Source organism: Novosphingobium sediminicola, from assembly GCF_014196525.1.
Classification (GTDB): domain Bacteria; phylum Pseudomonadota; class Alphaproteobacteria; order Sphingomonadales; family Sphingomonadaceae; genus Novosphingobium; species Novosphingobium sediminicola.
This window is the reverse complement of sequence record NZ_JACIDX010000010.1, coordinates 1-25,237: the sequence shown is the minus strand read 5'-3', so window position 1 is coordinate 25,237 and position 25,237 is coordinate 1. Positions and strand designations below refer to the sequence as shown.

Annotated in this window: 25 protein-coding genes, 1 tRNA gene and 2 pseudogenes; 13 read left to right on the top strand and 15 right to left on the bottom strand. The window is 60.0% G+C overall.

The annotated features are described in order from the left end of the window. Positions 1-167 precede the first annotated feature (167 nt). On the bottom strand, positions 168-995 hold the full coding sequence (locus GGR38_RS13545; protein ID WP_183626397.1) for a TlyA family RNA methyltransferase: 828 nt from the start codon (positions 993-995) through the stop codon (positions 168-170). A 60-nt stretch (positions 996-1,055) separates the two neighbouring features. On the opposite strand from GGR38_RS13545, the gene GGR38_RS13540 reads away from it, so the two are divergent. After that, positions 1,056-1,619, top strand: coding sequence for a hypothetical protein (locus GGR38_RS13540; protein ID WP_183626395.1), 564 nt, complete (start codon positions 1,056-1,058; stop codon positions 1,617-1,619). A 517-nt stretch (positions 1,620-2,136) separates the two neighbouring features. Here the strand turns inward: GGR38_RS13540 and GGR38_RS13535 are convergent. Beyond that, on the bottom strand, positions 2,137-2,664 hold the full coding sequence (locus GGR38_RS13535; protein WP_246404653.1) for a rhodanese-like domain-containing protein: 528 nt from the start codon (positions 2,662-2,664) through the stop codon (positions 2,137-2,139). Between the two features lie 67 nt (positions 2,665-2,731). On the opposite strand from GGR38_RS13535, the gene GGR38_RS13530 reads away from it, so the two are divergent. The 6 genes from GGR38_RS13530 (at position 2,732) to GGR38_RS13505 (ending at position 8,445) form a co-directional block, all read left to right on the top strand. Beyond that, positions 2,732-3,514 (top strand): quinoprotein dehydrogenase-associated SoxYZ-like carrier, encoded by a 783-nt coding sequence (locus GGR38_RS13530; RefSeq protein ID WP_183626660.1) that lies wholly within the window; start codon positions 2,732-2,734, stop codon positions 3,512-3,514. After that, on the top strand, positions 3,507-4,448 hold the full coding sequence (locus GGR38_RS13525; protein WP_183626393.1) for a quinoprotein relay system zinc metallohydrolase 1: 942 nt from the start codon (positions 3,507-3,509) through the stop codon (positions 4,446-4,448). Before GGR38_RS13530 ends, GGR38_RS13525 begins: the two co-directional genes overlap by 8 nt. A gap of 147 nt (positions 4,449-4,595) precedes the next feature. Beyond that, complete coding sequence (locus GGR38_RS13520; protein WP_183626391.1) at positions 4,596-5,699, top strand: branched-chain amino acid aminotransferase; 1,104 nt, start codon at positions 4,596-4,598, stop codon at positions 5,697-5,699. A gap of 156 nt (positions 5,700-5,855) precedes the next feature. After that, entirely contained in the window at positions 5,856-6,701 is an 846-nt protein-coding gene (gene yghU, locus GGR38_RS13515) for a glutathione-dependent disulfide-bond oxidoreductase (protein WP_183626389.1), read from the top strand. A gap of 108 nt (positions 6,702-6,809) precedes the next feature. Further along, positions 6,810-6,884, top strand: a tRNA-Gln gene (locus GGR38_RS13510). Between the two features lie 160 nt (positions 6,885-7,044). Beyond that, the gene (locus GGR38_RS13505) at positions 7,045-8,445 is read left to right on the top strand and encodes a tyrosine-type recombinase/integrase (RefSeq protein ID WP_183626387.1); all 1,401 of its coding nucleotides are present in this window, start codon (positions 7,045-7,047) and stop codon (positions 8,443-8,445) included. A 99-nt stretch (positions 8,446-8,544) separates the two neighbouring features. Here GGR38_RS13505 and GGR38_RS13500 read toward each other — a convergent pair whose 3' ends face one another. The 7 genes from GGR38_RS13500 to GGR38_RS13470 all read right to left on the bottom strand — a co-directional run bounded on the left by GGR38_RS13500 (position 8,545) and on the right by GGR38_RS13470 (position 14,330). Then, entirely contained in the window at positions 8,545-9,870 is a 1,326-nt protein-coding gene (locus GGR38_RS13500) for a HipA domain-containing protein (RefSeq protein ID WP_183626385.1), read from the bottom strand. A gap of 1 nt (position 9,871) precedes the next feature. After that, positions 9,872-10,120: a helix-turn-helix transcriptional regulator gene (locus tag GGR38_RS13495; RefSeq protein WP_183626383.1), complete on the bottom strand. Its 249-nt coding sequence runs from the start codon at positions 10,118-10,120 to the stop codon at positions 9,872-9,874. 448 nt (positions 10,121-10,568) lie between these two features. Further along, complete coding sequence (locus tag GGR38_RS13490; protein ID WP_183626381.1) at positions 10,569-10,805, bottom strand: hypothetical protein; 237 nt, start codon at positions 10,803-10,805, stop codon at positions 10,569-10,571. A gap of 348 nt (positions 10,806-11,153) precedes the next feature. Beyond that, on the bottom strand, positions 11,154-12,179 hold the full coding sequence (locus GGR38_RS13485; RefSeq protein WP_246404651.1) for a cation diffusion facilitator family transporter: 1,026 nt from the start codon (positions 12,177-12,179) through the stop codon (positions 11,154-11,156). A 25-nt stretch (positions 12,180-12,204) separates the two neighbouring features. Beyond that, positions 12,205-12,708 (bottom strand): helix-turn-helix transcriptional regulator, encoded by a 504-nt coding sequence (locus GGR38_RS13480; RefSeq protein WP_183626380.1) that lies wholly within the window; start codon positions 12,706-12,708, stop codon positions 12,205-12,207. Positions 12,709-12,717: 9 nt separating this feature from the next. Continuing rightward, the gene (locus tag GGR38_RS13475) at positions 12,718-13,308 is read right to left on the bottom strand and encodes a cytochrome b/b6 domain-containing protein (RefSeq protein WP_183626378.1); all 591 of its coding nucleotides are present in this window, start codon (positions 13,306-13,308) and stop codon (positions 12,718-12,720) included. Between the two features lie 413 nt (positions 13,309-13,721). Further along, positions 13,722-14,330 carry a glutathione S-transferase family protein gene (locus tag GGR38_RS13470; protein ID WP_183626376.1) on the bottom strand — a complete coding sequence of 203 codons (609 nt, stop codon included), beginning with the start codon at positions 14,328-14,330 and terminating at the stop codon, positions 13,722-13,724. 110 nt (positions 14,331-14,440) lie between these two features. Here GGR38_RS13470 and ftrA point away from each other — a divergent pair, with 110 nt between their 5' ends. Continuing rightward, on the top strand, positions 14,441-15,448 hold the full coding sequence (gene ftrA / locus GGR38_RS13465) for a transcriptional regulator FtrA (RefSeq protein ID WP_183626656.1): 1,008 nt from the start codon (positions 14,441-14,443) through the stop codon (positions 15,446-15,448). Between the two features lie 209 nt (positions 15,449-15,657). Here ftrA and GGR38_RS13460 read toward each other — a convergent pair whose 3' ends face one another. Beyond that, a complete protein-coding gene (locus GGR38_RS13460) occupies positions 15,658-16,710 on the bottom strand; it encodes an alpha/beta hydrolase (RefSeq protein WP_183626374.1) in 1,053 nt (350 codons plus the stop codon). 917 nt (positions 16,711-17,627) lie between these two features. Here GGR38_RS13460 and GGR38_RS13455 point away from each other — a divergent pair. The 3 genes from GGR38_RS13455 to GGR38_RS13445 all read left to right on the top strand — a co-directional run bounded on the left by GGR38_RS13455 (position 17,628) and on the right by GGR38_RS13445 (position 20,972). Further along, positions 17,628-17,765 (top strand): hypothetical protein, encoded by a 138-nt coding sequence (locus GGR38_RS13455; protein ID WP_183626372.1) that lies wholly within the window; start codon positions 17,628-17,630, stop codon positions 17,763-17,765. Between the two features lie 99 nt (positions 17,766-17,864). Next, positions 17,865-20,063, top strand: a complete 2,199-nt coding sequence (locus GGR38_RS13450; protein ID WP_343059111.1) for a glycosyltransferase family 4 protein — start codon at positions 17,865-17,867, stop codon at positions 20,061-20,063. 96 nt (positions 20,064-20,159) lie between these two features. Further along, positions 20,160-20,972, top strand: a complete 813-nt coding sequence (locus tag GGR38_RS13445; RefSeq protein WP_183626370.1) for a transglutaminase-like domain-containing protein — start codon at positions 20,160-20,162, stop codon at positions 20,970-20,972. Between the two features lie 147 nt (positions 20,973-21,119). Here GGR38_RS13445 and GGR38_RS13440 read toward each other — a convergent pair whose 3' ends face one another. From GGR38_RS13440 to infA, 5 genes and pseudogenes are all read right to left on the bottom strand, one after another. Beyond that, the gene (locus GGR38_RS13440) at positions 21,120-21,341 is read right to left on the bottom strand and encodes a hypothetical protein (protein WP_183626368.1); all 222 of its coding nucleotides are present in this window, start codon (positions 21,339-21,341) and stop codon (positions 21,120-21,122) included. Between the two features lie 414 nt (positions 21,342-21,755). Further along, a complete protein-coding gene (locus GGR38_RS13435) occupies positions 21,756-21,962 on the bottom strand; it encodes a cold-shock protein (RefSeq protein ID WP_183626366.1) in 207 nt (68 codons plus the stop codon). Between the two features lie 195 nt (positions 21,963-22,157). Next, positions 22,158-22,358 carry a hypothetical protein gene (locus GGR38_RS13430; RefSeq protein ID WP_168604009.1) on the bottom strand — a complete coding sequence of 67 codons (201 nt, stop codon included), beginning with the start codon at positions 22,356-22,358 and terminating at the stop codon, positions 22,158-22,160. A 73-nt stretch (positions 22,359-22,431) separates the two neighbouring features. Beyond that, positions 22,432-22,620, bottom strand: a complete 189-nt coding sequence (locus tag GGR38_RS13425; RefSeq protein WP_183626364.1) for a hypothetical protein — start codon at positions 22,618-22,620, stop codon at positions 22,432-22,434. 9 nt (positions 22,621-22,629) lie between these two features. Next, a pseudogene (gene infA / locus GGR38_RS13420) lies at positions 22,630-22,873 on the bottom strand (translation initiation factor IF-1). A 111-nt stretch (positions 22,874-22,984) separates the two neighbouring features. Here infA and istA point away from each other — a divergent pair. Both istA and istB read left to right on the top strand, forming a co-directional pair. Continuing rightward, positions 22,985-24,508 carry an IS21 family transposase gene (gene istA / locus GGR38_RS13415; RefSeq protein ID WP_183626652.1) on the top strand — a complete coding sequence of 508 codons (1,524 nt, stop codon included), beginning with the start codon at positions 22,985-22,987 and terminating at the stop codon, positions 24,506-24,508. Then, positions 24,498-25,157, top strand: a pseudogene (gene istB / locus GGR38_RS13410) (IS21-like element helper ATPase IstB); the annotation flags it as partial. The gene istA and the pseudogene istB, both read left to right, overlap by 11 nt. Positions 25,158-25,237: the final 80 nt, after the last annotated feature.

The following is a 25,237-nucleotide window of genomic DNA, read 5'->3' as shown; positions in this document are numbered from 1 at the left end:
CCCGTGTGGCGCTATATGAGCCATTCGGGTGAAACGACTGGTTAACGCAGCCCCATGATTCGCGCCTGCTTCGGCGCTCTTGTGGCGGGGGCCAACCCGGCGCGCAATGGCGCAAAGAGCGCTGCTTCCGAAACGGAGACAATCGCGGGAACCCCCTTGCAACAGGGTTAATCCTCGTCTTTATCCGCCGGTCCCGCCTCACGCCACGCCGAGATCAGGAATTCGACATTGCCCTCCGGCCCGGTGATCGGGCTTTCGACAATGCCCTGCACGGCAAAGCCCAGCCCTTCGACCCAAACGCGCACCTCTTCGCAAACGCGCGCGTGCAAGGCCGCATCGCGCACCACGCCGCCCTTGCCCACTTCGCCGCGCCCGACTTCGAACTGCGGCTTGATCAGCGCCACCAGGCGGCATTGCGGCGCGGCAAGCCGCAAAGGCACCTCCAGCACCTTGGCCAGCCCGATGAACGAAGCATCGCACACCACCCAACCACAGGGCGCATCAATCTCAGCATCCGTCAGAATACGAGCCGAGGTCTGCTCCAGCACGGTGACGCGCGGGTCCTGCCGCAATTTCCACGCAAGCTGGTTGGTGCCGGAATCGACCGCGAACACCCGCTCCGCCCCATGGGTCAGCAAGACATCGGTAAAGCCGCCGGTTGAACTGCCAATGTCCATCGCCGTGGCGCCCGCCGGGTCCAGCCCGAAATGCGCGATGGCATGGGCCAGCTTGATCCCCCCGCGCGACACCCACGGATGATCGCGCCCTCGCGTTTCGAGCGGCGCATCCTCGGCAATCTGCTGTCCCGGCTTGGCAATCTTCGTCTCACCACTGAACACCAATCCGGCCAGCACCAGCGCGCTCGCCCGGCTGCGGCTTTCGGCAAGGCCGCGATCGACCAGCAATTGATCGACGCGGATCTTGGCGGGTTTTTTGGGCGCAGGAGTCCTGACACTATTGAGGGCAGCGTCTGGTCGGTTTTTGGAACTGTTCATCGTCTCGGTTCTGTTTGGCGGCTTGTCTTGGCCGCTCCCCCATTCCATAGGGAGGCGATGATGGCAATCGCGCGCGCCCCTTTCTTCGCCACAAGGCGCTCTCCGGCTCTTTGGGGGCTGTGCGGTTCGCTCGCCATGCTCCTGCTGTCGAGCTGCGCGCCAATACCTCCTGTCGCCCCGCCCCCTCCCGCCCCGGTGGTCAGGCCCGCCCCGCGCCCTATGCCCGCGCCACTGGCCACGCCCACCGATTGGCGCGACCTGCCGATCACGCCGGGCGCATGGCGCTGGAGCCTGTCGGGCGGCGTATCGCAGGCGGTGTATGACGCACAGGGCGGCGCGCGCCAGATCATCATGGCCTGTCAGAGCGGCCAGGTGCGCCTGATCGTTCCGGGCGCGGCGGGCGGCGTCATCCAGATCACCACCGCTACCCAGACCCGGCAGGCCAGCACGCAGAGCGATACTGCAGGGGCTGTGCTGGCACTGTCTGCCAGTGACCGCCTGCTCGATGCCATCGCCCTGACACGGGGGCGCTGGGAGGTCGAGGTGACGGGCCATACCCCGTTGCTGCTGCCCGCTGACGCTTCGGCATCGCGCGTGGTCGAGGATTGCCGCGCGCCGCGCTAAATTGGCCGCACGCCGCGTTGAAAAATCGGGTGATAAAACCTGCGCGACTCAGGCCCATGCCATCACCGCTGGGGATAATTCCGCAAACGCACACTGGCCCCGCGCAAGATGACAGGCCAACGGCAGCAATAAGACAGGTTTTCGCGGGATTTTCCCAGACTCGCCGCCTGAGGAGCCAAGATTGTGACAGCAATTTTTTCCATTTCAAGACTTGTTGTGCGGCGCGAAATACACCACCTTTGATCCAAGGCGAGCGCGGTTGAACAGACCCTCGCCCCGTCGTCTGGACTGGGTATTGCGCCCCCCGGCGGCTCCCTATGGCTCAACAGCGCGAAAGGAGGTGATCCGATGTCTCATGGTTCAGCAGAGAGGTCGGCAATCCGTATCGCGAGGCATTATCGCTGAGTTTAACGATTAAGCGATAGAGGCTTCGTGAGCGGCACTTTTGCGGCCGCTGACCATGCGAAGGGCTGCGATAGCTTAGGCCGTCGTGGCCCTTCTCATTTTCGGGCTTGGCTCATTTTGCGGGTTCCGGTTTTGCAGGCGTCAAAGTACCGCCCATATCGCGCCACCCTTCCACGCCCTCGGCCAGCCAATAGACATCGCCCACGCCTTCGCGTGCAAGGCGGCGGGCCGCATTCCACCCCATCCAGCAATCCATCCGGCAGAACAGCACCACCGGCCCGCCTGGATGCCCACGCCGCCACGCAGCAATCGCCCCGCGCAAGCCCGCCCACAGCGCCGGATCAACGCCGGGCCGCCCGACCTCTGGCCGCCAGATCGCGCCTGCAATCGTGTCATGCTGCTCGGTCTGGACCCATTGCCCGGCGGTGCGCGTCAAAGGCAGCGCATCAATAAACAAAGCATCGCGCCCCGGCGCCAAGCCTCGCGCCGCCGCCAGCGCCATTCGGGCCGCCGGGGCCGGATCGCGGTCCACCGGCGCGCGATAGGAGGAGGCGCGATAGCCGTCCGCGTTGAAAAGACCGGCGTCGAACAATGCGGGTTGCGTCGCCGTCAAAACCACGCCCGCCATCAGCCCCAACATGCCATGCTCCTTATCCCAAGGTAGCATATACCGGCCCGCGCAGGGGTGCATAGTCGCCCTTGGTATGATGCGCAAAGCAGCCCTCACGGTCTTGTCCGCCCTCCTTTTGCCCGCCTGCGCATGGGCGGCGCCTGCCCTGCCTAAAGATCCGCTGGGATCGCCCATGTGGACCTATCACGCGGCGCGCCTGTTCAAGGGAGCGCCGGTGGTGTTCGACCCACGCGTGCGGCTGCAAGTGCCGATGATCGCGGAAAACCAGCATCAGTTTCCCGTGACGGTGGATGCGCGCACTATCCCCGGCGCCTCGCGGATCATCATCTTTGCCGATCTCAATCCGCTGACGCAGGCGGTTGATTTCCGCCCCCTCCATGCTGCCCCTTTCCTGTCGCTGCGCATCAAGCTGGACCAGCGGACCCCGGTGCGCGCGGCGGTGATGGGGGCCGATGGGGCGTGGCATGTATCGGGCGTGTGGGTCGATGCGGCGGGCGGAGGATGTTCTGCGCCCCCGGTCAGCAGGGCCAAGGGCGACTGGGCGCTGCATCTGGGCGAAATGCGGGGGAGCGCGTGGAAGGAAGGCGATGATCTGCGCCTGCGCGTTTCGCTGCGCCATCCGATGGACACCGGGCTGGTGGAAAATATTCCCAGTTTTCATATCGAAACCATCCATCTGCGCGATGCCGCCGGGGTGGAACTGGCCAATATGACCGTCGAAGGATCGGTCAGCGAGGACCCGGCCTTCACCTTTTTGCTGCGCCCGACGCGCGAAGGCCCGGTCAAGGTGCAGGCCCGCGACAGCGAGGGGCGCGATTATCAGGGCGTAATCGGCCCACAGAGCCGCCCGCATGGGTAACGGCTTTACCCGCCGCGCGATGATCGGCGCGATGATGGCCGCACCTTTGGCCGCAAACGCGGCGCAGTACTATACGCTCAAGCCCGATCTGGTCGCCCCCGGCGTCTGGGTGGTGCGCGGGGCGGATGAGGCGATTGCCTTTGCCAATGGCGGGGCGATTGCCAATTGCACGATACTGGCGGCCAAGGGCGGCGCGATCCTGTGCGATTGCGGGCCGTCGCTGGCCTATGGGCAGGCGCTGGCCAGATTGGCGCAGAAGCTGACCGGGGGGCCGGTTTTGCGGGTGCTGATTACCCATCTGCACCCCGATCATGCGATGGGGGCGGCCGCCTTCGATCCCGCCATCATCGCCGCTTTGCCCGAAACGCGGCGCGAGTTGGAGCGCGATGCTCGGGGTTTTTCCGATGGCATGTATCGCCTGCTGGCCGATTGGATGACGGGCACGAATGTCGTGCTGCCGGGGATGGATGTGGCACCGGGGCCTTTCGAGATCGGCGGGCGGGCGCTGGAGGCCATTGCGCTGTCGGGCCATTCGGGGGGCGATCTGGCGATCATGGACCGGACGAGCGGGACATTGATCGCGGGCGATCTGGTGTTTCACAACCGCGCGCCCGCAACGCCCGACGCCGACCTTTCGGCATGGCGGCGCAGTCTGGACGCGCTGGACGGGCGGGAATTTGCGCGGCTGATCCCCGGCCATGGCCCGGTGGACGCCACCCATGGTGCGATTGTCCAAACGCGCGACTGGCTGACATGGCTGGAAAGCGCGCTGGCCGATGCGGTGGCGCGCGGACTGGATATGAGCGAGGCGGGCGACATCCCGATCCCGGAGCGTTTCGCGGGCGTGGCGCTGGCACGCTATGAGTTGCAGCGCTCGGTTTCGCATTTTTACGCAAGGCTTGAGGCCAACGAATTGCCCCGCATCGACAATTGATGGGTTTCAGGCGGTTTTCCCGCGCCAACAACCGTGCTATCAGCCGTAAAACCAATGGGTCTTGTGATTTTTAATTTCAAGACCCTTGCCTTGCGCGTAATTTTCGTTCAAAGGCAGCCGCATTCACCCCATGAGGAGTCGTGTATCATGGCGACCATCGCCGAGCCTGTCCTGTCCTTCACCCGCCTGCCCCACCCCGCCCCCGTGGCCGATGAGGTACGCGAAGGGATTCTGGCCGCGCCCGGTTTCGGCACGCAATTCACCGATCATATGGTGGTGATTGAATGGACCGAAGGGAAAGGCTGGCACGATGCGACCATCGGCCCGCGCGGCCCGATCCCGCTCGATCCGGCGGCCAGCGTGCTGCATTATGCGCAGGAAATCTTTGAAGGTCTCAAGGCGTATAAGCACGCCGATGGCTCGATTGCGCTGTTCCGCCCGCAGGCCAATGCGCAGCGTTTCAACGCCAGCGCAACCCGGCTCGCCATGCCCGAATTGCCCGAGGACGTGTTTGTCGAAGCGGTGCGCCAGTTGGTTCTGGCCGATCAGTCGTGGATTCCGGGTCAGGAAGGCGCCTCGCTTTATCTGCGCCCCTTCATGATTGCCACCGAGCCTTTCCTGGGCGTGCGTTCGGCCAAGCAGTATAAGTTCATCGTGATCGCCAGCCCGGCCGGCAATTACTTCAAGAGCGGCGCGCCCGCCGTGTCGATCTGGGTTTCCGAATATACCCGCGCGGCGCCGGGCGGCACGGGCGCGGCCAAGTGCGGCGGCAATTACGCCGCCTCGCTGGTCCCCACCGCCGAGGCCTTTGCGCGCGGCCACGATCAGGTGCTGTTCCTTGACGCCGCCGAGCATAAGTGGGTCGAGGAACTGGGCGGCATGAACCTGTTCTTCGCCTTTGAGGACGGCAGCCTGCTGACCCCGCCGTTGTCCGGCACGATCCTGCCCGGCATCACGCGGGCGAGCCTCATTGAGCTGGCGCGCGAAGAAGGGCTGACCATTCGCGAGGAACGCTATTCCATCGACCAGTGGCGCGAGGATGCGGCCAGCGGCAAGCTGCTGGAAACCTTCGCCTGCGGGACGGCGGCGGTGGTGACGCCTGTGGGCCGCGTGGCCTCGCCCGATGGCACCAGCTTTACCATCGGCAGCGGCGGCCCCGGCCAGACCACGGCCAAGCTGAAGGACCGCCTTGTGGCCATTCAGCGCGGGCAGATGGCCGACACGCATGGCTGGGTGATGAAAATCGCTTAAGACCTGAGTCAAATGAGAATGCGTCAAGCGGGGGCCTCAAACGCTCCCGCTTTTCTTTTGCCCGATCAAAACTTTCTTGTGGCTGCTAGTTCTGGCGGATCGCGCGGGGCGTTCCTATCTTGCCCAAGCAATCAACCCCCGCAGGAGCCTGTCACGATGAGCGACACCTATACCCCGCCCAAGGTCTGGACCTGGGACAAGACCAACGGCGGCCAGTTCGCCAGCATCAACCGCCCCGTTTCCGGCGCCACGCATGACAAGGTGCTGCCTGTGGGACAGCATGGGCTGCAGGTCTATTCGCTGGCCACGCCCAATGGGCAAAAGGTGACGATCCTGCTGGAGGAACTGCTGGCCGCGGGCCATGCTGGTGCAGAATATGATGCATGGTTCATCGACATTGGCGCGGGCGATCAGTTCGGCTCGGGCTTTGTCGAGATCAACCCGAATTCCAAGATCCCCGCCCTGCTCGACCGGACCGAGGCCAAGCCGGTGCGCGTGTTCGAATCGGGGGCGATCCTGATCTATCTGGCGGAAAAATTCGGCGCATTTTTGCCCACCAGCGGCGCGGCGCGCGCCGAAACCTTCAGCTGGCTCAACTGGCAGATGGGCAGCGCCCCCTTCATCGGCGGCGGCTTTGGCCATTTCTATTTCTATGCGCCGGAAAAATACGAATATCCGATCAACCGCTATGCCATGGAAACCAAACGCCTGTTCGACGTGGCCGACAAGCGTCTGGCGCAAAGCCGTTTTCTGGGCAGCGACGATTATTCGATCGCCGATATGGCGGCCTATCCCTGGCTGGGCAATCTGTGGCGCGGCGAGGCCTATGGCGATGCCAAGACCTTCCTCGGCCTTGAGGAATATGAAAATGTGGGCCGCTGGGTGCGCGAGATCGATGCGCGTGAGGCAACGCAGCGCGGGCGGCTGGTGAACAATCGCAAGGGCTTGCTCGAGCGCCATTCGGCGGAGGATTTTGCCGCTCTTGTCAACGCGACCGTCTGATTGCGCGCCCAAAGAGGCAATTTGCGCAAAAAGCTCAAATTGCCTCTTTTCTTCCCCGCGCAATGTGGTTATGCGACGCCTCCCGGCCCGATGCGGCCGAGGCGATGCTGGGGTGTAGCCAAGCGGTAAGGCAGCGGTTTTTGGTACCGCCATGCGGAGGTTCGAATCCTCCCACCCCAGCCAGTCGAGTTCTCATGATTCGGCTTTGACGCAATGCTTTACGGCAGAAACCTCAGAAAATTGGCTAGACAGGGCAAGACCCGGCCCGACTGGGCTGGACGCCTATTCTGCCATGATTTCTGCCATGATTTTATATGCGCCAAACGCCGATGGAATCGGAACTATGGCCAAAAAAATCACCTTCTCACCTGCCATGATTGACGCCCTTTGCGAGGGAAGCCTTGCAGATCCCCTAACCCCGGGTCTGGCGATCGAAGTTCTCAAGTCCGGCAAGAAACGCTGGCGCTACCGACGACAGGTCGCGCGTCAGAAAGTAGTCGCCACGATCTTCGGCGGCCTCTTTCCCGCACAGTCCATGGCTGAGGCCCGGGAATGGGCACGAGAGCTCAACTCCCAGACTGAAGCCGGAATTGACCCGCGCGCTGTCCAGCGCGCCGAGAAAGTCCGAAACGAAATGACAGTGGCCAAAGCGCATGGCCTCTACATGATCGCCGTTCATGAAGGGCGGTCATCGCGCGCAAAGCGGATCAACAAGCCGCGAACCATCAAGGATAAGATGGATGTCTACAACCACGACATCGGCCCCGCGCTTGGCAATCGCAACATCTATGAGGTCACAGAACGAGACCTCATCAAGCTGGTGGAAGCCAAGGGCAAGACCGCCAAGGTCAGGGCCAATCGCCTGGCCGCCGAACTGAAGGTTATTTTCGGCTGGGCGGCTTCACTAAGAGGTCTTGAAGTTGGATTGGAGACGGATCCGTCAAAGCGCCTGGGCGACCTGCGCTTTCCAGAGAAAGCGAGAACCCGCAAACTCAGTCATCTCGAACTCGAATGGTTTCTTCAGGCTCTGGCCGAGGAAGAGCGTGATTTTCAGCGAGGCATGTTGCTTTGCCTCCTGTCTGCCGCGCGCATTTCCGAAATGGCCAGAGCCAGAAGCGACGAGATCGTCAACGGCGTGTGGGTCATTCCCTCAGCCCGCGCAAAAAACTCCTTCGAACATAAAATCGCGCTCGGGCCTTGGGGACGCTCCCTGATGCAGACGAATCACGAATGGATATTCCCGGCCCTCACCATCGACGGGCCTCGCAACAATTCGGTCTGGTACAAATGCCGTGACCGGGTGCTTGCCCGTATGGAAAAGCTGGCCGGACACCCGATCGAGCGCTTCACCCCGCATGATTTCCGCCGGACGGCGCGCTCCAATACAAAGCGACTTAAGGTCGATTTCGAGACGGCCGAAGCCATGCTCAATCACGTCAAAAAGGGCATGGAAAGGACCTATGACCTTTATGAGATGGAAGACGAAAAGCGAAACTGGTTTCTGAAATGGGAGGAGGAAGTCGCTTCCATCGCGAAGCGCGTGGGGGTCGCTGCCGCACTAGGCGCGCCAGGCGCACAGACTTCGATTGGTTATTCCTTTACGGTGCGGATCACAAAGGGAGCAGGTGGCAGGCCATCGTATAATTTCGATACCGCCAAATCTCGCTCAGGTGAGAAATCTTCCCAAACCAATGCCAGAATCACATTCCCCCAGATGCCGGAAAAAGGGCACAGACCAGACTGAAGTCCTGGCGATCAGGGTAGAAACACGACGCGCAGGATAATGCAGACCTCCTGCGCGTCTTCCCCCCCTAGATATGCCGCAAGCCTCGCGTTTCGTTGCTCAAAGCTCTTCAAGGGCGCTCGCAAGATGCGGCAGGCGTCTGGCAATTGCAGCGGCAACACTTTCATGGATGCTCTGTGCAAAGTCATCCGGCATCTGGGCCAGTGCAGCATCGGTCGCATGGGCTGCGCGATCGAGCAATTCCACGATCGCGTCGCGCATGGTGACAGTGCCAAGACCAGCTGCCTTGCCCGTCTGCACAAAATGCCGCCCCATCACTTCGGCGATCCGGTAATGGCGGCTCCTACCCACTGACATCGCCAGACGGAATTTATTCTGGGCGATCTGTCCTTTATCAAAGGCCGACTGCGCCGACAGAACATCATAGAATGGGGTCAAGCTGTAACGCCCCCCCGGCTTCAGAAAGATACTGAAATTTTTCGCGTGACCGTCAGTTGCTCCGATCAGCCAGAATACAATCTGGCTTTTGAAGAAGGCGATCTGATCGGACTGCGCGTCATCCGCGCCTTTCAGCAATGCCAAAATGTCGCGCATGCCGGGGCCACCATCACTTTGATACTTGAGCATAGGCGGCATACCGAGCGCCTGACAGCCATCTTCCTGCGGCAACCTGATGATATGTTGAGCGTTGCGCCATTGGCGATCAAATCTCTCGACCACCAGCACGCGGCGCGCACCAAACGACGCAATCTGCGTCTGAGCTACCTTGAGGCCAAACGCCTCCATAACCTTCATGCAATAATGCTCATTATCCACGCTGTCGGACATGTCGATCATGCCGTCTGATGTAGGTATCTGGCCAAGCTGGGGCTTGAGAATATGCGTCGTCGGCGTGCTTCCCATCGGACGAAGCCAGCGCCCGTCCAAACGCAGCAACGCGGTTTTTTCCTGCGCGCCCGCCACCGAAATGCGGAACTCGCGATCCTTGTTCAATCCGAGCGGCGCCTGAGCGAGGTCGGCCAGCATCGCTTCAATGTCCGAATCGCTGACCGCATCGCCCCTGATGGTCAGATCACCGCCCTCTTCATCCTCTGGCCGAAATTGCATCGCACCGACGCAATCGCGCCCAATGGCTTCGAGAAGGCTATAGAAGTCTGTTCCTTGCGCCCCCATACGTTCAGCCACGCGGCGGCGAACCGCATCGCGATCCGGGAGCAGATTATCGAACACTGCGGTCACTTCAGCACCGCGATAGGCGTTAGGGATCAAAGGAAGCGACAGCGACACTGCAAAGCGATGCTCCCATTCGAGCCAGCTTGTCGCATATTGAAAACTGATCGCGCCATTGGCCGCCTTTTCCAGACGGCCGATGCAACGGCCATTGATCAGCACATCCAGCGGAACGTGAGTTTTCCTGCGCGCCACGTCAGAAAACGTCCGCTATATCTTTGCCATCTTTTCGGCGCGATATGATCTGGAGATCGAGGTCAAGCACCGCGATCACCTGGAGCAGCGTATCGAGCTTGGTTCCGTCATTGCCGTTTTCAATGGCCGAAATGGTCTTTTGCTGCTTGCCGATCAGGCTTGCCAGTTGTTGCTGCGTCATGTTGCGCCCCAATCGTGCGCTGCGGATGAGCGCGCCGAGCTGATTGGGCAGTCGAACAATCTGATCCATGGGGAACCTCCGTCGATCACGGAACATACCCCCAAAGGTATAAATTTGCAATATACCCTACAGGGTGTACCTTTGCGATATCCCTTTCAGGGTGTAATCGAGCCCTACACCTTGCGGAGTATCGCGCCGTCGGCAATGGATCTGATTCCAATGTTGGCCGCCCCTCCGTCAACGTCGCTTATACAAGCGCAAGCAAGCTACCAAAGCGATCGGGAATCCAGCCAACGTTCAACCTCCGCTCGACGGAATCTTGGGCAGGTGTGAAACTTGCTCAGGCCACTGCCAAGATCATATTCCCTCGGAAAACCGGGCAAACGACGCTTGCGAAGCCGATCAATTTGACGGCGTGACAATCGTGCGAGAAGAGCAAATTCATCCGCAGTGATGAATTCCGTCCCTGATACTCCATCATGGGCAACATGCCTGCTCGTGGCATGAGTGCCAATCTTCACGACCAGCATCCTCGTTTCGCCGCCCCATAGTCGCTTGCGAGGAAAACCACGAACGTGGTCGGAGCCGGAATGAGCCCCCTCACCAGATTCATTGGGTTATGATTGAGCATCTTGCTGAGCTTTCGCTCAACTACGGTCACGACATTAATGCTGGCAACGCCGGATTCGCCAAAAGCGCGGCAAATCAAAAAACCTGATATCATCAGATCAAAGCGGAAAAGTGCTCTAAACATGTATTAGGCCTCCGTTTCCGGAAACCTCGCGAGTATCATGAAGCAATTTTATTGTACGCTCACGGCAAAACGGTGGCAAGGAGCATAATATGCTGACCAGGCGAAAAGATTGGATAGCCGCGAGAGCCGGACACCATAAATCCAAAAAATGAGCGCAGAAATCATTTATCCGAAGGTCGCCTCTCTTACGGTATGATTCGCCGCGATAGTCGCCATTCTCGCCTCCTGATCAGCAGACCTAAACATGCCTTCTGTTCACGTCGACTGGGTAGCCCGAATCGCCCGGGCCTGGAACAAAGCCGCTGTTTGAAAATGACTAGTCAGACGTAGCATCTGCCTGAGCAAAACTCATTCAGGCTTCCAAGGGTCGGCATGTGCAATCATGCCCAGCACGCTGTGGCGCGCGCGCACGGCATCCTCGGCAGACTGGATGATAGTATGGCCAGCCTCTACAGTGATGTGGGCGTCGATATCGATATGCACGTCTACCACCAGCATGTCGCCCATCTTGCGTGTGCGCAAATTGTGGCAGCCACGCACCCCAGGTGAGGACAGAATAGTGGCACTGATTGCCTCAACCTCCTCGTCGTTGGCCGATTGATCCATCAGGTCATGCAACGCTTCCCATCCGAATTCCCAACCCATTTTCAAGATCATAAGCCCTACGATCAAGGCTGCGATGGGATCCAGCATCGGGTAACCCTTGAGATTGCCGACAATGCCGCAGCCCACCACCAACGATGATGCCGCATCCGATCGCGCATGCCAGGCATTGGCAATCAACATGCTGGATTTGACCCGTTTTGCCGCCGCCAGCATATAGCGGAACAGCATTTCCTTGGCCAAGAGCGCCACCCCTGCCACGTAAAGTGCGGTAATCTCAACCTTGGGGATGGCCTCATGGTGCTCGATTTTGACGACTGCGCTCCACAACATGCCGATGCCGACACCCGCCAGCAGCAAGCCCAGTGCCAATGAGGCGCCATTCTCGAAACGCTGGTGGCCATAAGGATGCCGCTCGTCGGCGTCAGATTTGGAATGGGTGGATACGAACAGCACCAGAAAATCCGCCACCAGATCGGACAGCGAATGTATACCGTCCGCGATCAGGCCCGACGAGCCTGAGATCATCCCCACCGCCACTTGCAAGGCTGACAGTGTGGTGTTGACCGCCACGCTGACCCATGTGCTGCGCGAGGCGGCCTGCGCCTTGGCTACCGGGTCGATGTCGGCCTCTTCAAGCGCCAGCATGGGGTCGAGGTTGTGCATATAAAGAGGCCTTTTGCTGAATGTCTGCGCGATAATGCTTTGCCCCGCGATTGTGAACAATGGGCGATGGTGAATGCGGTCGCACGGACGCAGATGGCGGTGCATCAGCGCGATATCAGCCTTGGAGCCCCTAACTCAGTGTGGCGGCTGGATCGATCAACTCGTCCATGAACAGCGCGATCAGGCCAGTCTGCGATGTCGTGCCCGCCTTGGCATAGATCCGCGTCAATTGCGCCCGCACGGTTCCCTGCGCCGATCCGCGCAGGGCGGCGATCTCGGCCACGTCCAGCCCCTTTATCGCGAACAGCGCTACATCGGCCTCTGCCGCGGTCAATCGCCATTCAGCAAACCGGGCGCGGATCAAGGCCCCCATCGCCCCGCGCGCAGCGGAAATCAGCGTCTGATCCTGCCGCGCTCGTTCGATCAGGGAGCGGACATGAATGGCGCCCACCACCACCCCGGCGGCCAGCGCCAGAGTGGCGAGCAATTCTATTGACAGGTGCCAGCCCAACCCCGCCTCGGCAATGTCACCTGCCACATCGAGAGCGAAGAAGATCGCAGCCAGCACCTGACAGCCCAGTACCAACGTCAGGATCAGGGCTTTGCGTTCCAGTGATCGGGTGGCAGGCTGCATCGCGCCAGCTTACCGCCGACCGGGCAACATGGCCAGCACCAGCCCACGCCCGGAGCGTCGCGTTTCAAAGATAACGCCGCCCAGATGCAACACGATCAGCACGTAGAGCAGGTTGACAGCGGCCTCATGTGTTTCACCCAGCGGGCTTTCTTCACCTTCGCGCTCATCGTCATCATGCGCGGCAACCTGTTCCACAGCATAGTGTTCATGTGTCACCGCCCTGGGCGGCAGACCCGCCATGGCGATGCCGCTGGCGATGATAATCCCGAGCGTGCCCCAGATGGCATAGACCATCAACGCACCCAGCGGATTGTGCGAGGGCTGATCGCGGACCTTGCCCGCCCTGATTTCGCGAATATGGATCAGCGCGCGGGACAGGCTGGGTGGAAAGGCTGAAAAGCGGGCTTCGCTTGGCCCTACCAGTCCCCACAGTAGGCGCAACGCCAGCATCCCGGCCAGAGCATAGCCTACCCAGATATGCGGCCAGGAACCGCCTTCGGTGAGAGCGCCATTGGCGAGCACCGCCGCCACGATGCTCCAATGCGTCAGCTTGACCACAGGATCCCAGTTGCGCGGCGGTTTGGTGAGGGCAATATTCATGTGGATGCTCCTGAAGAGGTGCCAATGACACCTGACCTGAACTGCCTTGGCCGAAAGCGCCATTGGAGCGGCGCTTACTCAGGCCGCTGTAAGCGCCTGCTTATCCATGCTGCCGGACGGTGGCGCCCCAACATTATTGAGATTCGCCTGAATGACCGTCCGCTTCCTGCGGGAAGAAAGGTCCCCAGGGTGTTTGGAATTGAGGTAGCGGCCTGGCAATCTCCACCTGCATAGCCAGCCCCTCTTGTCGGGTTTGGATGTTCGCGCCATCAGAAGCTGAGGACTTGATCTGGTCGACTTCTACCGTTTCCTGTGGGCGGGCGTTGTCGCCGCCATTCCAGCCATTCCCGAGGCTGGAAGATCCTCCAAACCCGCCGTTTGTTCAGGAGGTTTCGCCCACCCAGCCGTTTCCCCTAATTGAAGGGCAAAGCGAGAAAGGCAGCGCTCTCCTCTGCTATCCGTGAAAGGCGTGACAAGGATGGCAGCGCCTGCCCCTCAACTGCCTCGGGCACCATTTCTCTGGTGAAGCGCCAGGCCACCGCAGTGGTGATGTCGGCCTGAAGCGGATGGTCGCCAAAGCACCACGGCTGAGCGCGGCTGACCTCCTGTTCAAGAAGATGGAGCGCCTGCGCCAATTGCCCATGGATACGATTGAGCCAGACTTGATGGCGCTTCTCCTCGGGCCGCAGATTGTGTTCGTAGACAATCTGCACCGCCTTCTCGCAGACCGCCAGCGCCAGGCCGATGATCCGTTGGGACAGCGCATGAGCCGCCGGATCGGCGGGGGACAGGCTGTATCCTGCAAGCCGCTCGACGTGTGCGAGGATGAGGCCGGAGTCCATCAGCACGATCCCATCGTCGGTCACCAGCGTGGGCGCCTTGACCACCGGATTGATCGCGGCAAAGGCATCGAAAGTGGAAAACACCGACAGCGTCTGATGCTCGAAATCCAGACCCAACAGGCGGAGCGAAATGGCAACCCTGCGTACATAGGGCGAATCCAGCATTCCGATCAGTTTCATCTTGTCCTCCTTGACCCGGCCGCCGCAACAGGCCGAAATCCGTTAAAGGGAGGGATAAAGCACCACCCGGATCGTTGCCATTGGCAGGTATGACAAGTATCGAAAGTATCATGCCAAACACCAAGCCTCTGGTCGTCATCCTCGCCTATGATGGACTCTGCACCTTTGAATTCGGCTGCGCTTTTGAAGTCTTTGGCCTGCCGCGCCCGGAGATGGGAAATGACTGGTATCGCTGCCTTACCGCCGCCGCCGAGCCCGACCCCTTGCGCGGCGCAGGCGGTGTGCAGGTTATGCCCGACGGCGATCTGGACCTGCTGGATCAGGCCCATACGATCGTCATTCCCGGATGGCGTGGCCCGCGTGAACCAGCTCCTGCCGCTCTGCTCGAAGCATTGCGACGGGCCCATGGGCGCGGCGCAAGACTTGTGGCAATCTGCGCCGGAGCCTTTGTGCTGGCGCAAGCCGGACTGCTCGATGGGCGGCGAGCCACCACCCATTGGCGCCATTTGGCAAGCCTTGCCGATCAGGCCGGTAAAACAGTGATCGAACCCGACGTGCTCTATGTCGATGAGGGCGATATTCTGACCTCGGCAGGCAGTGCTGCAGGACTGGACCTGTGCCTTCATGTGGTGCGCAAGGATTTCGGCCGGAACGCCGCCAACAGCGTGGCGCGCCGCTTGGTGGTGGCACCGCATCGCGACGGCGGGCAGGCCCAATTTATCGAGCGAGCCCTGCCGCCGCCCTCCGGTCACCGTCTATCCGGATTGCTCACAGCCATTCAGGCAAAGCCCGGCGAGAACTGGAGTGTGGAGCGCATGGCGGCGGAGGCTCATCTCAGCTCCCGCAGTCTGCACCGCCATCTGTTGGGCGCGACGGGCCTGACGCCGGGCGCATGGCTTCAACAGCAGCGCGTGGCTTATGCCCGCATGCTGATCGAGGAGACGCATCTGTCCATCGAAGCTGTAGCCGAACGTGCGGGCTTCGGCACCGCAGCCAACTTCCGTCAACAATTCCGGGCTTCAACGGGCCTGTCGCCCAGAGCGTATCGCAACACTTTCGGTTCGCGACCCGGCGCGAGGGCGGGCAATGTCATTGTCAGCGGGGGATCCACATCTTGACGACTACAATTTCATTCTGGTTCGCCCCAAAAGCCGCCCTTCAGCCGCCTGGGCTGCGGCGTCGAAACCCGTCGTCGGTTCAGTTTCATCGCTGCGTGCTGAAATGCCGGGGCCTGGGACATTCCTCAAGCTCCGGCGAGGCAACTTAAATGTCGGCTACCGCCAACAGCGCAGGTTAAGCGATTGAGTCCACAACAGTTGCATTTAAGTTATGCAAACGCCCGACGCAAAGCTGTTACCTTTGACGCTGTGAAATCCTTTGCCACTTGGGTCGATGCCCCAATTCCATCGAAGCCATGAAAAGCACCGGGAACGACTTCCAACTGTGTTGGAACGCCAGCGTCGATCAGGCGATTGGCATAGGCGATGTCCTCGTCGACAAACAGATCGATCGCGCCCACGCCGATGAAGGTTGGCGGCAGGCCAGAAAGATCACGATAGCGTGCCGGGACGGCCTCTTGGGGGGTCTTGTCCGTTCCCGGCGCCATGCCCAGAAACGACTGCCATCCAAAACGATTTTTCACCACATTCCAGACAATCGTGCCGATGGGAGCTTGTGGCGTCTTTGTGGTGCCGGTGCGGTCATCCAGCATCGGATAGATTAGAATTTGCGCCACTAATGGGATCTTGCCAAGGTCGCGTGCCTTCAACGCCAACAATGCCGCATGGCCACCGCCTGCGCTTTCGCCCATCACGGCAATGCGGCCAGCATCAACGCCCAAGGACTTGGCCTCGTCATGGAGCCATTGCAAAGCCGCGTAATTGTCTGCGGTAGAGCCACGGAAATTGACTTCCGGGGCGAGGCGGTAATCTACCGTCACGATGGTGCAATCCAGCTCCAGCGCCAGGCGCTGGAGATCGGCCATCATGCTGATCGCCTTGCCACTGATGAAACCACCGCCGTGGGTATGAAGAATGGCCGGACGCCGTTTCGTGTCGTCGCTGTTGATGACGAAGACACTGACATCGGGGTTCCCGGGCAAGCCCTTAATAGCGCGTTGGTGCCATTTGGGATGTTCGAGCGGAGGTTGTGCCCAACCGCCCATGGCTTGGCGTGTGATAGCGAGCGTTTCTGGCGAGATTTCTGGCATGGAAGCTACCAGTTGGAGCAACTGCTTGGCGGCTGGGCGCAGTTCGGGATGCACGTAGCCTAATTCACCAGATTCGCCTGCAAAGGCCGCTTGGGGGAGGCCGCCAAGACCCAGTGAAGTTGCTGCAACCGCTACGAGGCGATGCAGATCTCGCCGTGATAGTCCGTCCATCCTTGTTTCTCCCCTTGTTTTATGGATCGATACTGCCGCCCTCTCGTATATTCAATTATAATGATTTTTTTGATATCCATAGGTTGAAGCTATGAATATCCGGCAATTGAAGAAGACGAACTCCAATTGGCTGCTGCGCGCGTTGGGCTCTATTCGGCGGGAGTAGACATTCAAAAATCTGCTGCGGAATACCGGGACCTGGTCGGCTGCTGCCAGTAAGGGATGGTAGGCGCTGCCCGCCGCCAAAGCGGACGAAAGCGGTGCAAAGCAGGCCCTGCGGAAGCGGTCGTCGGTTCACCCCTTCGATGAGGAGGCGGCGATAGGGAAACCCAATTTCAGCGATGAGTGCGTGGGTGATGCGGTGACCCAGATTATCAAGCGCGGTATCCTGTAGAGGATGTGTCGAAACGCCTCGGTGTCAGTCTGCATCTATCCCATCACTTTTCAGCTGTAAGTAGCGCAGATGCCCCGAAGCTTGCGTTGCATGATCTGGCGGACATTAGACTTGGACGCAAATTCGCACATGCCACCGACAATGGCTGTAATGCCTGCTGTGCCAGAACCCAATTTTCGCAGATCCTTTGCACTATGGTAAATGGGTAGCGACGTCCCATTGAGCATCGAATTGATGCAGAGTTATCTGCAATCCATGCTAAAGGCGGATCTGTCGCGAATTTCGACGTCGAGCCACTCGTGAGCGAGTTACCTGCTGTGCCCCCGCTTAACGAAGGCGGACGCGTCATGTGCCGGAACGAGATCTTCTAAGCCGAATTACGAACCATCACACACGGCGCATTGGCGACAGGGGTTCTGCCCCACCCGCAATCCCGTGCGCTTCGCATCAGCAACGAAGCGAATTCTCGCGCAAATAGCAGGCCCAATGCCTGGGTCACACACCAACCAAGGACACAACCGACATGGCCAAATCACAAAAACGCAGCAATCGAGAGATCCGCAAACCCAAAGCCACAAAGGGCAAAACCATCGTGCCGCTGGCACCGCTGGAAAGTTCGCCCTTATTGGCTGCGACGCGCAAGCCGAAAGGCAAACTCTGAGACAATTTTCAGAATCAACCGCTTCGGGTTGCCTTCGTCGGTAACGCCCTGCCCCGCCGGTGTGGCATCGCAACCTTCACTACTGATCTTGAATTGGCCGTGCGCCACCTTGATGACGTGGCCCAGACCGCAATCATTGCGATGTGTGATCAGGGTGGGCAATATGCCTATCCACCCCATGTTCGCTGGTCTATCGCGCAGGAGGACGCGGGCGGCTATCTGGCAGCGGTCGATTTCATCCATGAACAAGACTTTGATGTCGTTTCGCTCCAACATGAATTCGGCATCTATGGCGGCGAGGCCGGAGACTATGTCCTTGGCCTGATTTCTGCGCTGCGTATTCCGCTTGTCTCAACATTGCATACTGTTCTGGATCGCCCATCGGACGCCCAGCGCAGGGTCATCATGGCCATTCTGGCTGCTTCAATGCGCGTTGTGGTCATGGCGCAGAAGGGGCGCTCCATCCTGATCGATGTTTACGGCGCTGATCCTAAAAAGATAGTCGTCATTCCCCATGGCATTCCGGACATGCCGCTGATCATTCCGCAACAGGCCAAAGAGAAGCTCGGATTTTCCGGGCATCGCATCGTTCTGACATTTGGCCTGATCAGTCCAAATAAGGGGATCGAGGCAATGATCGCGGCGATGCCGGTGGTTTTGGCTGCTGCGCCCGATACAGTCTATGTGGTGATGGGGGCCACTCACCCGACCTTGCTCCGCGAAGCTGGCGAGGCCTATCGCGAGAGCCTGATCGCGCTGGTCCATAATCTGGGGCTGGAAAGGCATGTGGTGTTTCTCAACCACTTTGCCGATCGGCCCGAACTGCTCCAGCATATTGCCATGTGCGACGTTTATGTGACGCCCTATATGGTCGAAACCCAGATGACATCTGGGACGCTGGCCTATGCGCACGGACTTGGGCGACCGGTGGTATCGACGCCTTACTGGCATGCCCTCGAATTGCTGACTGATGGTTCTGGCGCTCTGGTGCCCTTTGGCGATGCGGCCAGCCTTGGCGAGGTGGTCGCCGATCTGCTGACCAATGAAGCCTCCCGTCTGGCCATGGGGCGCCGGGCCTATGTAGCCAGTCGTGCGATGACGTGGCGCAATACCGCTCTGCATTATTGCGAAGCCTTTCGCGCAGCATGCCGCAAGCCGTCGCCCGAATTGCCGGCCATGCCGCTCGATCACTTTGCAGCGCTGTGCGACAGCACCGGCCTTATTCAGCACGCGGTTCACGACATTGCAGACCGAAGTCACGGCTACTGCATTGATGACAATGCCCGCGCCCTGCTGCTGTGCTGCGGCATGGAGATGCGGGGAGACCCGAACCGGCACAACGAGTTCATCAAAACGGCGCTGCCCCGATTTGCCAGCTTTATCCAGCATGGATGGAACCCGGACCAAAGCCGGTTTCGCAATTTCATGGGCTTTGATCGCCGATGGCTGGAAGATATCGGATCCGAGGACAGCCACGGTCGCACACTCTGGGCCCTGGGCGCCTGTTTGGCGCAAGGTCGGGAAACGCCGCGGGGCCAGTGGGCTACCGCTCTGTTCGAAAAGGCACTGCCCCCCATTAAAGCCTTCACTTCAGCGCGAGCGTGGGCCTTCGCGCTGCTGGGCTTGTCTTTCTATTGCAGCGCCAGGCCAAACAATCACGATGCGCGAAGGCTGCAACTGACACTAGGAGGTCGACTTCAGGCGCGATTGCTTGCCTGTGAAAGCGATGATTGGGTTTGGTTCGAAGATGGGCTGGCCTATGATAACGCCCGCCTTTGCGAGGCGCTTATCGTAACCGGCAGAAGCTGCGGATCGCGCGACCTGATCGATGCCGGTCTGCGCAGCCTGCGCTGGCTGCTTGAACGCCAGACGGCACCGGAGGGTCATTTCCGCCCGGTCGGTACGCAAGGGTTCCTGTTGGCGTCGCGCGAAACCCCGCCATGCTTTGACCAACAGCCCGTTGAAGCCTGCGCCACCATCGCGGCCTGCCTCGCCGCCTCGTTCGTCGATCCATCGCCATCATGGCATGTCGAAGCGCACAAGGCCTTTGCATGGTTTACCGGCGCCAATGATTTGGGCCTGCCTCTGGTTGATATCGCAACCGGCAGTTGTCGCGATGGCCTGCATCCTGATCGTGTCAATGAAAACAGGGGGGCCGAATCCCTGCTCTCCTACCTTCTGTCTCTTTCCGACATGCAGCAATTTGAGCGAGACCTGCCATGGCCAACGGCCATTCGCCTGCCGGATGCATCGTCATTCACTCTTCATGGTGAAGCGGAGGCAGGCTTCCGTCGTTAACACGAAGGTCGTCCGGCGCTCATTCCTTGCCGCATTTGTCCCCCCAGTGCCGGGATTCCGGCAGATGGCTCTGTCCTCCGATGAAAGACATTCAGCATGCTGATCCGCGCCGGATATAACATTGGCTTTACCTGTGAGCAGCCCGTTCCAATGTTGGCCAAGCTCAGTGTACATGCATCGCGCAACAAGGACCTGCGCACCGCACAGCGTATCTTCACCACACCCGATGTGCCGATGTACGATTATGTCGACAGCTTCGGCAACATCTGCACCCGACTGACCATGCCGGCAGGCGGCTTGACCATTTCCTGCGGTTTTGTGATCGAGGATTCCTTCGAACCGGACCGGGTGGATGTTCATGCCCGGCAGGCGCCGTTGGCAGAATTGCCCGATGATGTGCTCCACTATCTTCTGAGCAGTCGCTATTGCGAAACCGACCGCCTTACCGAACTGGCCTGGGGCCTGTTTGGCCAGGTTCCGCAAGGTTGGGGCCTTGTCCAGGCGATCGTCGATTATGTCCATGGCGCGATTCGCTTTGACTATATGGCCGCTCGCCCGACCAAAACGGCGTGGGATGTGTTTCATGAGCGCACCGGGGTATGCCGCGATTACGCGCATCTGGCGATTGCCCTGTGCCGCTGCATGAACATTCCCGCGCGCTATTGCACCGGCTATCTTGGCGATATGGATCTGCCTGCCGCCGTGGGCGACATGGATTTTTCCGCCTGGTTCGAAGTATGGCTGGGCGATCGCTGGTATGTCTTTGACGCGCGCCATAACTTTCCCCGACGCGGGCGCATTTTGATGGCGCGCGGGCGCGACGCGGCTGATGCAGCGCTTACCACAACTTTTGGTCTGGTTACGCTATCGCGCTTTGAGATCTATACTGACGAGGATCGGTTGGGATAGATCGTCATACATGTTATCTGGCTTGCCGCCGGTTCAGCACCATACCGGCGCGGTTTTAAGGCAAAGAATGCCAATGACTTTGGCCCGATTTCCGCACTAAGGTTATATTTTATTGCCGGAATGCGTCCAGGCCATCACGCAGCACAATCACTCATCAAGCGGGTTTTCATCGTCGGGCAAGCGATCGGAGATCTCGCGCTCCTGGCTCTCGCGGCGATTGACCTCTATCTTGGCCACACGCTCTGCCATCGCCTGCCATGCCGCCGCCGAATGCAAATGGCGTTCGCGGACATTGGCCAGAATACTTGCCTCGGCATGGCGCAGACTTTGTTCGGCGCAATGCCGGTAATATTCGCTTGAGTTGGCCATGGTGATCCTTTCCCGACGGGATAAGCTGTCGATCAATCCACCATATCAGCCACCAACCGCTGCATTTCGGCGACAGTGAGGACGCCCGATGGCAACCGATGCGCAAAATAAGGATGAACCGAAGTGGATTTCACAGAGAAAGCGATAAATTTCAGAATGGTAAGCATATGGATTGTCAAAAATTCAGGTAAGCGGCGGCCTCTCGGCCGTATAAGGACGGGTTGGGTTGAATAGGCAGCAGCCCTCCCGAACCCGAGGTGCGGAAGGAGGCTTCAAAGGCGGCATTTCCCGTGCCCGACCGCGATCACGCAGAGCGGATCAAGCAGGCCAGACACGGGCCGCCGCGCCGAAAGGAAACCCTTCATCGCGACGGACAGTTCCCGGTGCCCCTGCAGACACCGGCGAACACTTGAATCAGGCAGAAACCAGATTGACTGCGGACTGCTTGCCGCGACGATCGGTTTCGACCTCATAGCTGAGACGCTGGTCCTTGTTCAGCGTGGCCATTCCGGCGTGCTGAACCGCGCTGATGTGGACAAAGCTGTCCTTGCTGCCGTCATCAGGCTGAATGAAGCCATAGCCCTTGTCTTCGTTGAAAAATTTTACGGTTCCGATGGTCATGGTCGTTTCCTTTCAAGAAACATTGGTGGACGTCAGCGATTGCTGACGATGTCAGGCTTCAAGTCGTCCATTGAAAGGAAGTCGTCGTCTTGCAGGAATGGGAACACAGCCCCAGATCCGAAACCAATTCGTCGATACCTGTCGAAGTTCGACACAAGCAGGATAGGTGCGCCGGCATTCACTGGCGCGGTTGCATCAGGCGCTTGCCGGCGCCGAACAATGAGTAATGCTCCAGGCACAGGCGGCAGCAGCGCCGAGTTGGCGCTGGACAGCGCTTATCCGGCCTGCAATCGACAAGGCTTGAGCAAGATGTGCCCGGCGAACGTCATTGCAGACCGAATGATCGGCCCGCATCAACGCTTGCTGATGAGCGGCATATTCTTTGTTGATATCCATAGGACATCTCCTGCTGGACGCGGCCCGGCCCAACGCAAGTCCGCGCCAGGCCTTTCCGCGAGGGTCTTCCTGATCAGTCGACCATCGCCGCGACGATGCGTCGCAGTTCGAGGGGCGAAAGCATGGCGGTGGAAGTCATGTTCCTGTCCATGGATTCGTCTGCCGCCGAGTTCTTGCGCGGCGAGTTTGTGTGGCGCTTGAAAGCGCCAGTATACATCAAAGTCATTTTATCCTTGCGGGCAGCGATGCGCTGCCGCCTCATGAAATCAGATTAGCGCCTGATCACACGCCTACGGACACCGCCTGGCCTCTGGCCGGGCGTCCGTTCGCGATAGATGATCCGACCTTTGGCCAGGTCGTAAGGCGTCATTTCCAAGTGTACGAGGTCGCCAACGACCGAGGCGGATCCGGTGACGGCGCATTTTACCTGCCGTGTAGGCGATAATCCGATACCCATTGTCGAGTGTCACGCCAAAGCGTCCATCGGGCAGGATCTCGTCGATCCTGCCTTCCACCTGTTGAGTAGCGCCGAGAATTGACCCGGGAGGGGCAGAAATTATCACTGAGAATTGACCCATGCTTTCCTCGCCTCCGGCTGACAGTCGGGAGGCATCGGAGTGATCGACATGGACCTACTCAGTGTGATCCGCCGCTGGCATTTTCGGCAAGGGATAGCCATTCACGAGATCAAGCGGCGTACCGGCTTGTCACGCAACACGATCCGCAAATATCTGCGTGCCGACACGGTGGAGCCGGTTTTCAAGGTGCCCGACCGGCCAAGCAAGCTGGACCCGTATGCCGAGAAGCTGACGGGTTGGCTGCGGGTTGAGGCAGGCAAGTCGCGCAAGCAGAAGCGGACGGCCAAGCAGCTTTACGCTGATCTCGTCGCGCTGGGGTATGAAGGGTCCTACAGCCGCGTGGCGGTCTTCGCGCGCGATTGGAAGCGTAACCGCCAATATGAGCAGCAGACCAGCGGACGCGGGACCTTCGTTCCGCTGGCCTTCCAGTCTGGCGAGGCCTTTCAGTTCGACTGGAGCGAGGATTATGCGGTGTTGGGTGGCAAGCAGGTCAAGCTGCAGGTGGCCCATACCAAGCTGTCGCACAGTCGAGCCTATATCGTTCGGGCTTATCTTCTCCAGACACATGAGATGCTGTTCGACGCGCTGACGCAGGCGTTCCGGGTGCTGGGCGGCGTTCCCCAGCGTGGGATCTTCGACAATATGAAGACGGCGGTCGATAAGATCGGCCGCGGCAAGGCTCGGCAGGTCAACGCGCGCTTTGCGGCGCTCGCCAGCCATTATCTGTTCGAGACGGACTTCTGCAATCCAGCCTCGGGCTGGGAGAAGGGGCAAGTCGAGAAGAATATTCAGGATGCCCGCCACCGCCTGTGGCAACCCATGCCCAGCTTCCCAGACCTCGCCGCCCTCAATGACTGGCTTGAGGGGCAGTGCATCGCGCAGTGGGCTGACATTCAGCACGGCGTACTACCCGGCACCATCGCCGATGTGCACGCCGATGAGGTAGCCAGCCTGATGCCCGTGGGCCGCCCCTTCGACGGCTTCGTTGAGCAGACCAAGCGCGTGTCACCCACCTGCCTGATCGCCTTCGAGCGCAACCGCTACAGCGTGCCGGCCTCCTTCGCCAATCGGCCCGTCAGTCTGCGCGTGTACCCCGAGCGGCTTGTCATTGTCGCGGAAGGGCAGGTCCTGTGCGAGCACGGGCGGATCATTGATCGGTCCCACCAGAAGCCGGGACGTACGATCTATGACTGGCGGCATTACCTCGCTGTCGTTCAGCGCAAACCCGGCGCTTTGCGCAACGGCGCTCCCTTCCTCGAGATGCCTGAGGCATTCCGGCGATTGCAGGCCCAACTGCTCAAGCGGCTTGGCGGTGACAAGGAAATGGCCGAGATCCTCTCCCTTGTCTTGCACCATGACGAACAGGCCGTCCTGCGCGCCGTCGAACTGGCGCTTGAGGATGGGGTTGTAACCAAAACTCATGTTCTCAATGTGCTGCACCGCCTGATCGACGGTAAGGCGGCGCCACCGGCACCGCCCATTGATGCCCCTCAAGCCTTACGCCTTGGTCAGGAGCCCAAAGCCGATGTTGGTCGCTACGACACGCTGAGGGAGATGCGTCATGCGTCATGACCCCGCCAGCGCTGCCGTGGTTGTCATGCTGCGCGGCCTCAAGATGTATGGCATGGCTCAGGCTGTAGGCGACCTGATCGAGCAGGGTGCGCCAGCATTCGACGCGGCCGTTCCTATGCTGTCCCAGTTGCTCAAGGCTGAGATGGCCGAGCGCGAGGTCCGCTCGATCGCCTATCAGATCAAGGCTGCCCGCTTCCCGGCTTACAAGGATCTGGCCGGCTTCGACTTTGCCGCCAGCGAGATCAACGAAGCCTTGGTGCGTCAGCTCCACCGCGGGGACTTCATGGACAGTGCCGACAATGTCGTGCTGATCGGCGGGCCCGGCACCGGCAAAAGTCACATTGCCACCGCCCTTGGCGTCCAGGCTGTCGAGCACCACCGCAGGAAAGTACGCTTCTTCGCCACCGTCGATCTGGTCAATGCGCTCGAGCAGGAAAAGGCGGCCAACAAAGCGGGACAATTGGCCGATCGGTTGCTCAAGCTTGATCTCATCATATTGGATGAGTTGGGATATCTCCCGTTCAGCCCGTCAGGCGGGGCCCTGCTGTTCCACCTGCTCAGCAAACTCTACGAGCGCACCAGCGTGGTGATCACCACCAACCTCAGCTTCAGCGAGTGGGCCAGCATCTTCGGTGAGCTGAACGTTTCATGATACCTTCCTCCTTGATGGGCTGATGCGTGGTGTGGTGACCCGGAACTGTGCAATTTGGTCGTTGGTTAGGTCTATCT

Excerpts from the sequence above, each read along its gene's own strand:
- GGR38_RS13485 (WP_246404651.1), bottom strand. The coding sequence starts at position 12,179 with ATGCACCGCCATCTGCGTCCGTGCGACCGCATTCACCATCGCCCATTG.
- GGR38_RS13525 (WP_183626393.1), top strand. The coding sequence starts at position 3,507 with ATGGGTAACGGCTTTACCCGCCGCGCGATGATCGGCGCGATGATGGCC.
- GGR38_RS13460 (WP_183626374.1), bottom strand. The coding sequence starts at position 16,710 with ATGGACGGACTATCACGGCGAGATCTGCATCGCCTCGTAGCGGTTGCA.
- GGR38_RS13470 (WP_183626376.1), bottom strand. The coding sequence starts at position 14,330 with ATGAAACTGATCGGAATGCTGGATTCGCCCTATGTACGCAGGGTTGCC.
- GGR38_RS13430 (WP_168604009.1), bottom strand. The coding sequence starts at position 22,358 with ATGGATATCAACAAAGAATATGCCGCTCATCAGCAAGCGTTGATGCGG.
- GGR38_RS13440 (WP_183626368.1), bottom strand. The coding sequence starts at position 21,341 with ATGGCCAACTCAAGCGAATATTACCGGCATTGCGCCGAACAAAGTCTG.
- GGR38_RS13530 (WP_183626660.1), top strand. The coding sequence starts at position 2,732 with ATGCGCAAAGCAGCCCTCACGGTCTTGTCCGCCCTCCTTTTGCCCGCC.
- GGR38_RS13545 (WP_183626397.1), bottom strand. The coding sequence starts at position 995 with ATGAACAGTTCCAAAAACCGACCAGACGCTGCCCTCAATAGTGTCAGG.
- GGR38_RS13475 (WP_183626378.1), bottom strand. The coding sequence starts at position 13,308 with ATGAATATTGCCCTCACCAAACCGCCGCGCAACTGGGATCCTGTGGTC.
- GGR38_RS13425 (WP_183626364.1), bottom strand. The coding sequence starts at position 22,620 with ATGAGGCGGCAGCGCATCGCTGCCCGCAAGGATAAAATGACTTTGATG.
- GGR38_RS13480 (WP_183626380.1), bottom strand. The coding sequence starts at position 12,708 with ATGCAGCCTGCCACCCGATCACTGGAACGCAAAGCCCTGATCCTGACG.
- GGR38_RS13445 (WP_183626370.1), top strand. The coding sequence starts at position 20,160 with ATGCTGATCCGCGCCGGATATAACATTGGCTTTACCTGTGAGCAGCCC.
- GGR38_RS13540 (WP_183626395.1), top strand. The coding sequence starts at position 1,056 with ATGGCAATCGCGCGCGCCCCTTTCTTCGCCACAAGGCGCTCTCCGGCT.
- GGR38_RS13520 (WP_183626391.1), top strand. The coding sequence starts at position 4,596 with ATGGCGACCATCGCCGAGCCTGTCCTGTCCTTCACCCGCCTGCCCCAC.
- GGR38_RS13435 (WP_183626366.1), bottom strand. The coding sequence starts at position 21,962 with ATGACCATCGGAACCGTAAAATTTTTCAACGAAGACAAGGGCTATGGC.
- yghU (WP_183626389.1), top strand. The coding sequence starts at position 5,856 with ATGAGCGACACCTATACCCCGCCCAAGGTCTGGACCTGGGACAAGACC.
- GGR38_RS13490 (WP_183626381.1), bottom strand. The coding sequence starts at position 10,805 with ATGTTTAGAGCACTTTTCCGCTTTGATCTGATGATATCAGGTTTTTTG.
- GGR38_RS13535 (WP_246404653.1), bottom strand. The coding sequence starts at position 2,664 with ATGTTGGGGCTGATGGCGGGCGTGGTTTTGACGGCGACGCAACCCGCA.
- istA (WP_183626652.1), top strand. The coding sequence starts at position 22,985 with ATGGACCTACTCAGTGTGATCCGCCGCTGGCATTTTCGGCAAGGGATA.
- GGR38_RS13455 (WP_183626372.1), top strand. The coding sequence starts at position 17,628 with ATGGCCAAATCACAAAAACGCAGCAATCGAGAGATCCGCAAACCCAAA.
- GGR38_RS13505 (WP_183626387.1), top strand. The coding sequence starts at position 7,045 with ATGGCCAAAAAAATCACCTTCTCACCTGCCATGATTGACGCCCTTTGC.
- ftrA (WP_183626656.1), top strand. The coding sequence starts at position 14,441 with ATGCCAAACACCAAGCCTCTGGTCGTCATCCTCGCCTATGATGGACTC.
- GGR38_RS13495 (WP_183626383.1), bottom strand. The coding sequence starts at position 10,120 with ATGGATCAGATTGTTCGACTGCCCAATCAGCTCGGCGCGCTCATCCGC.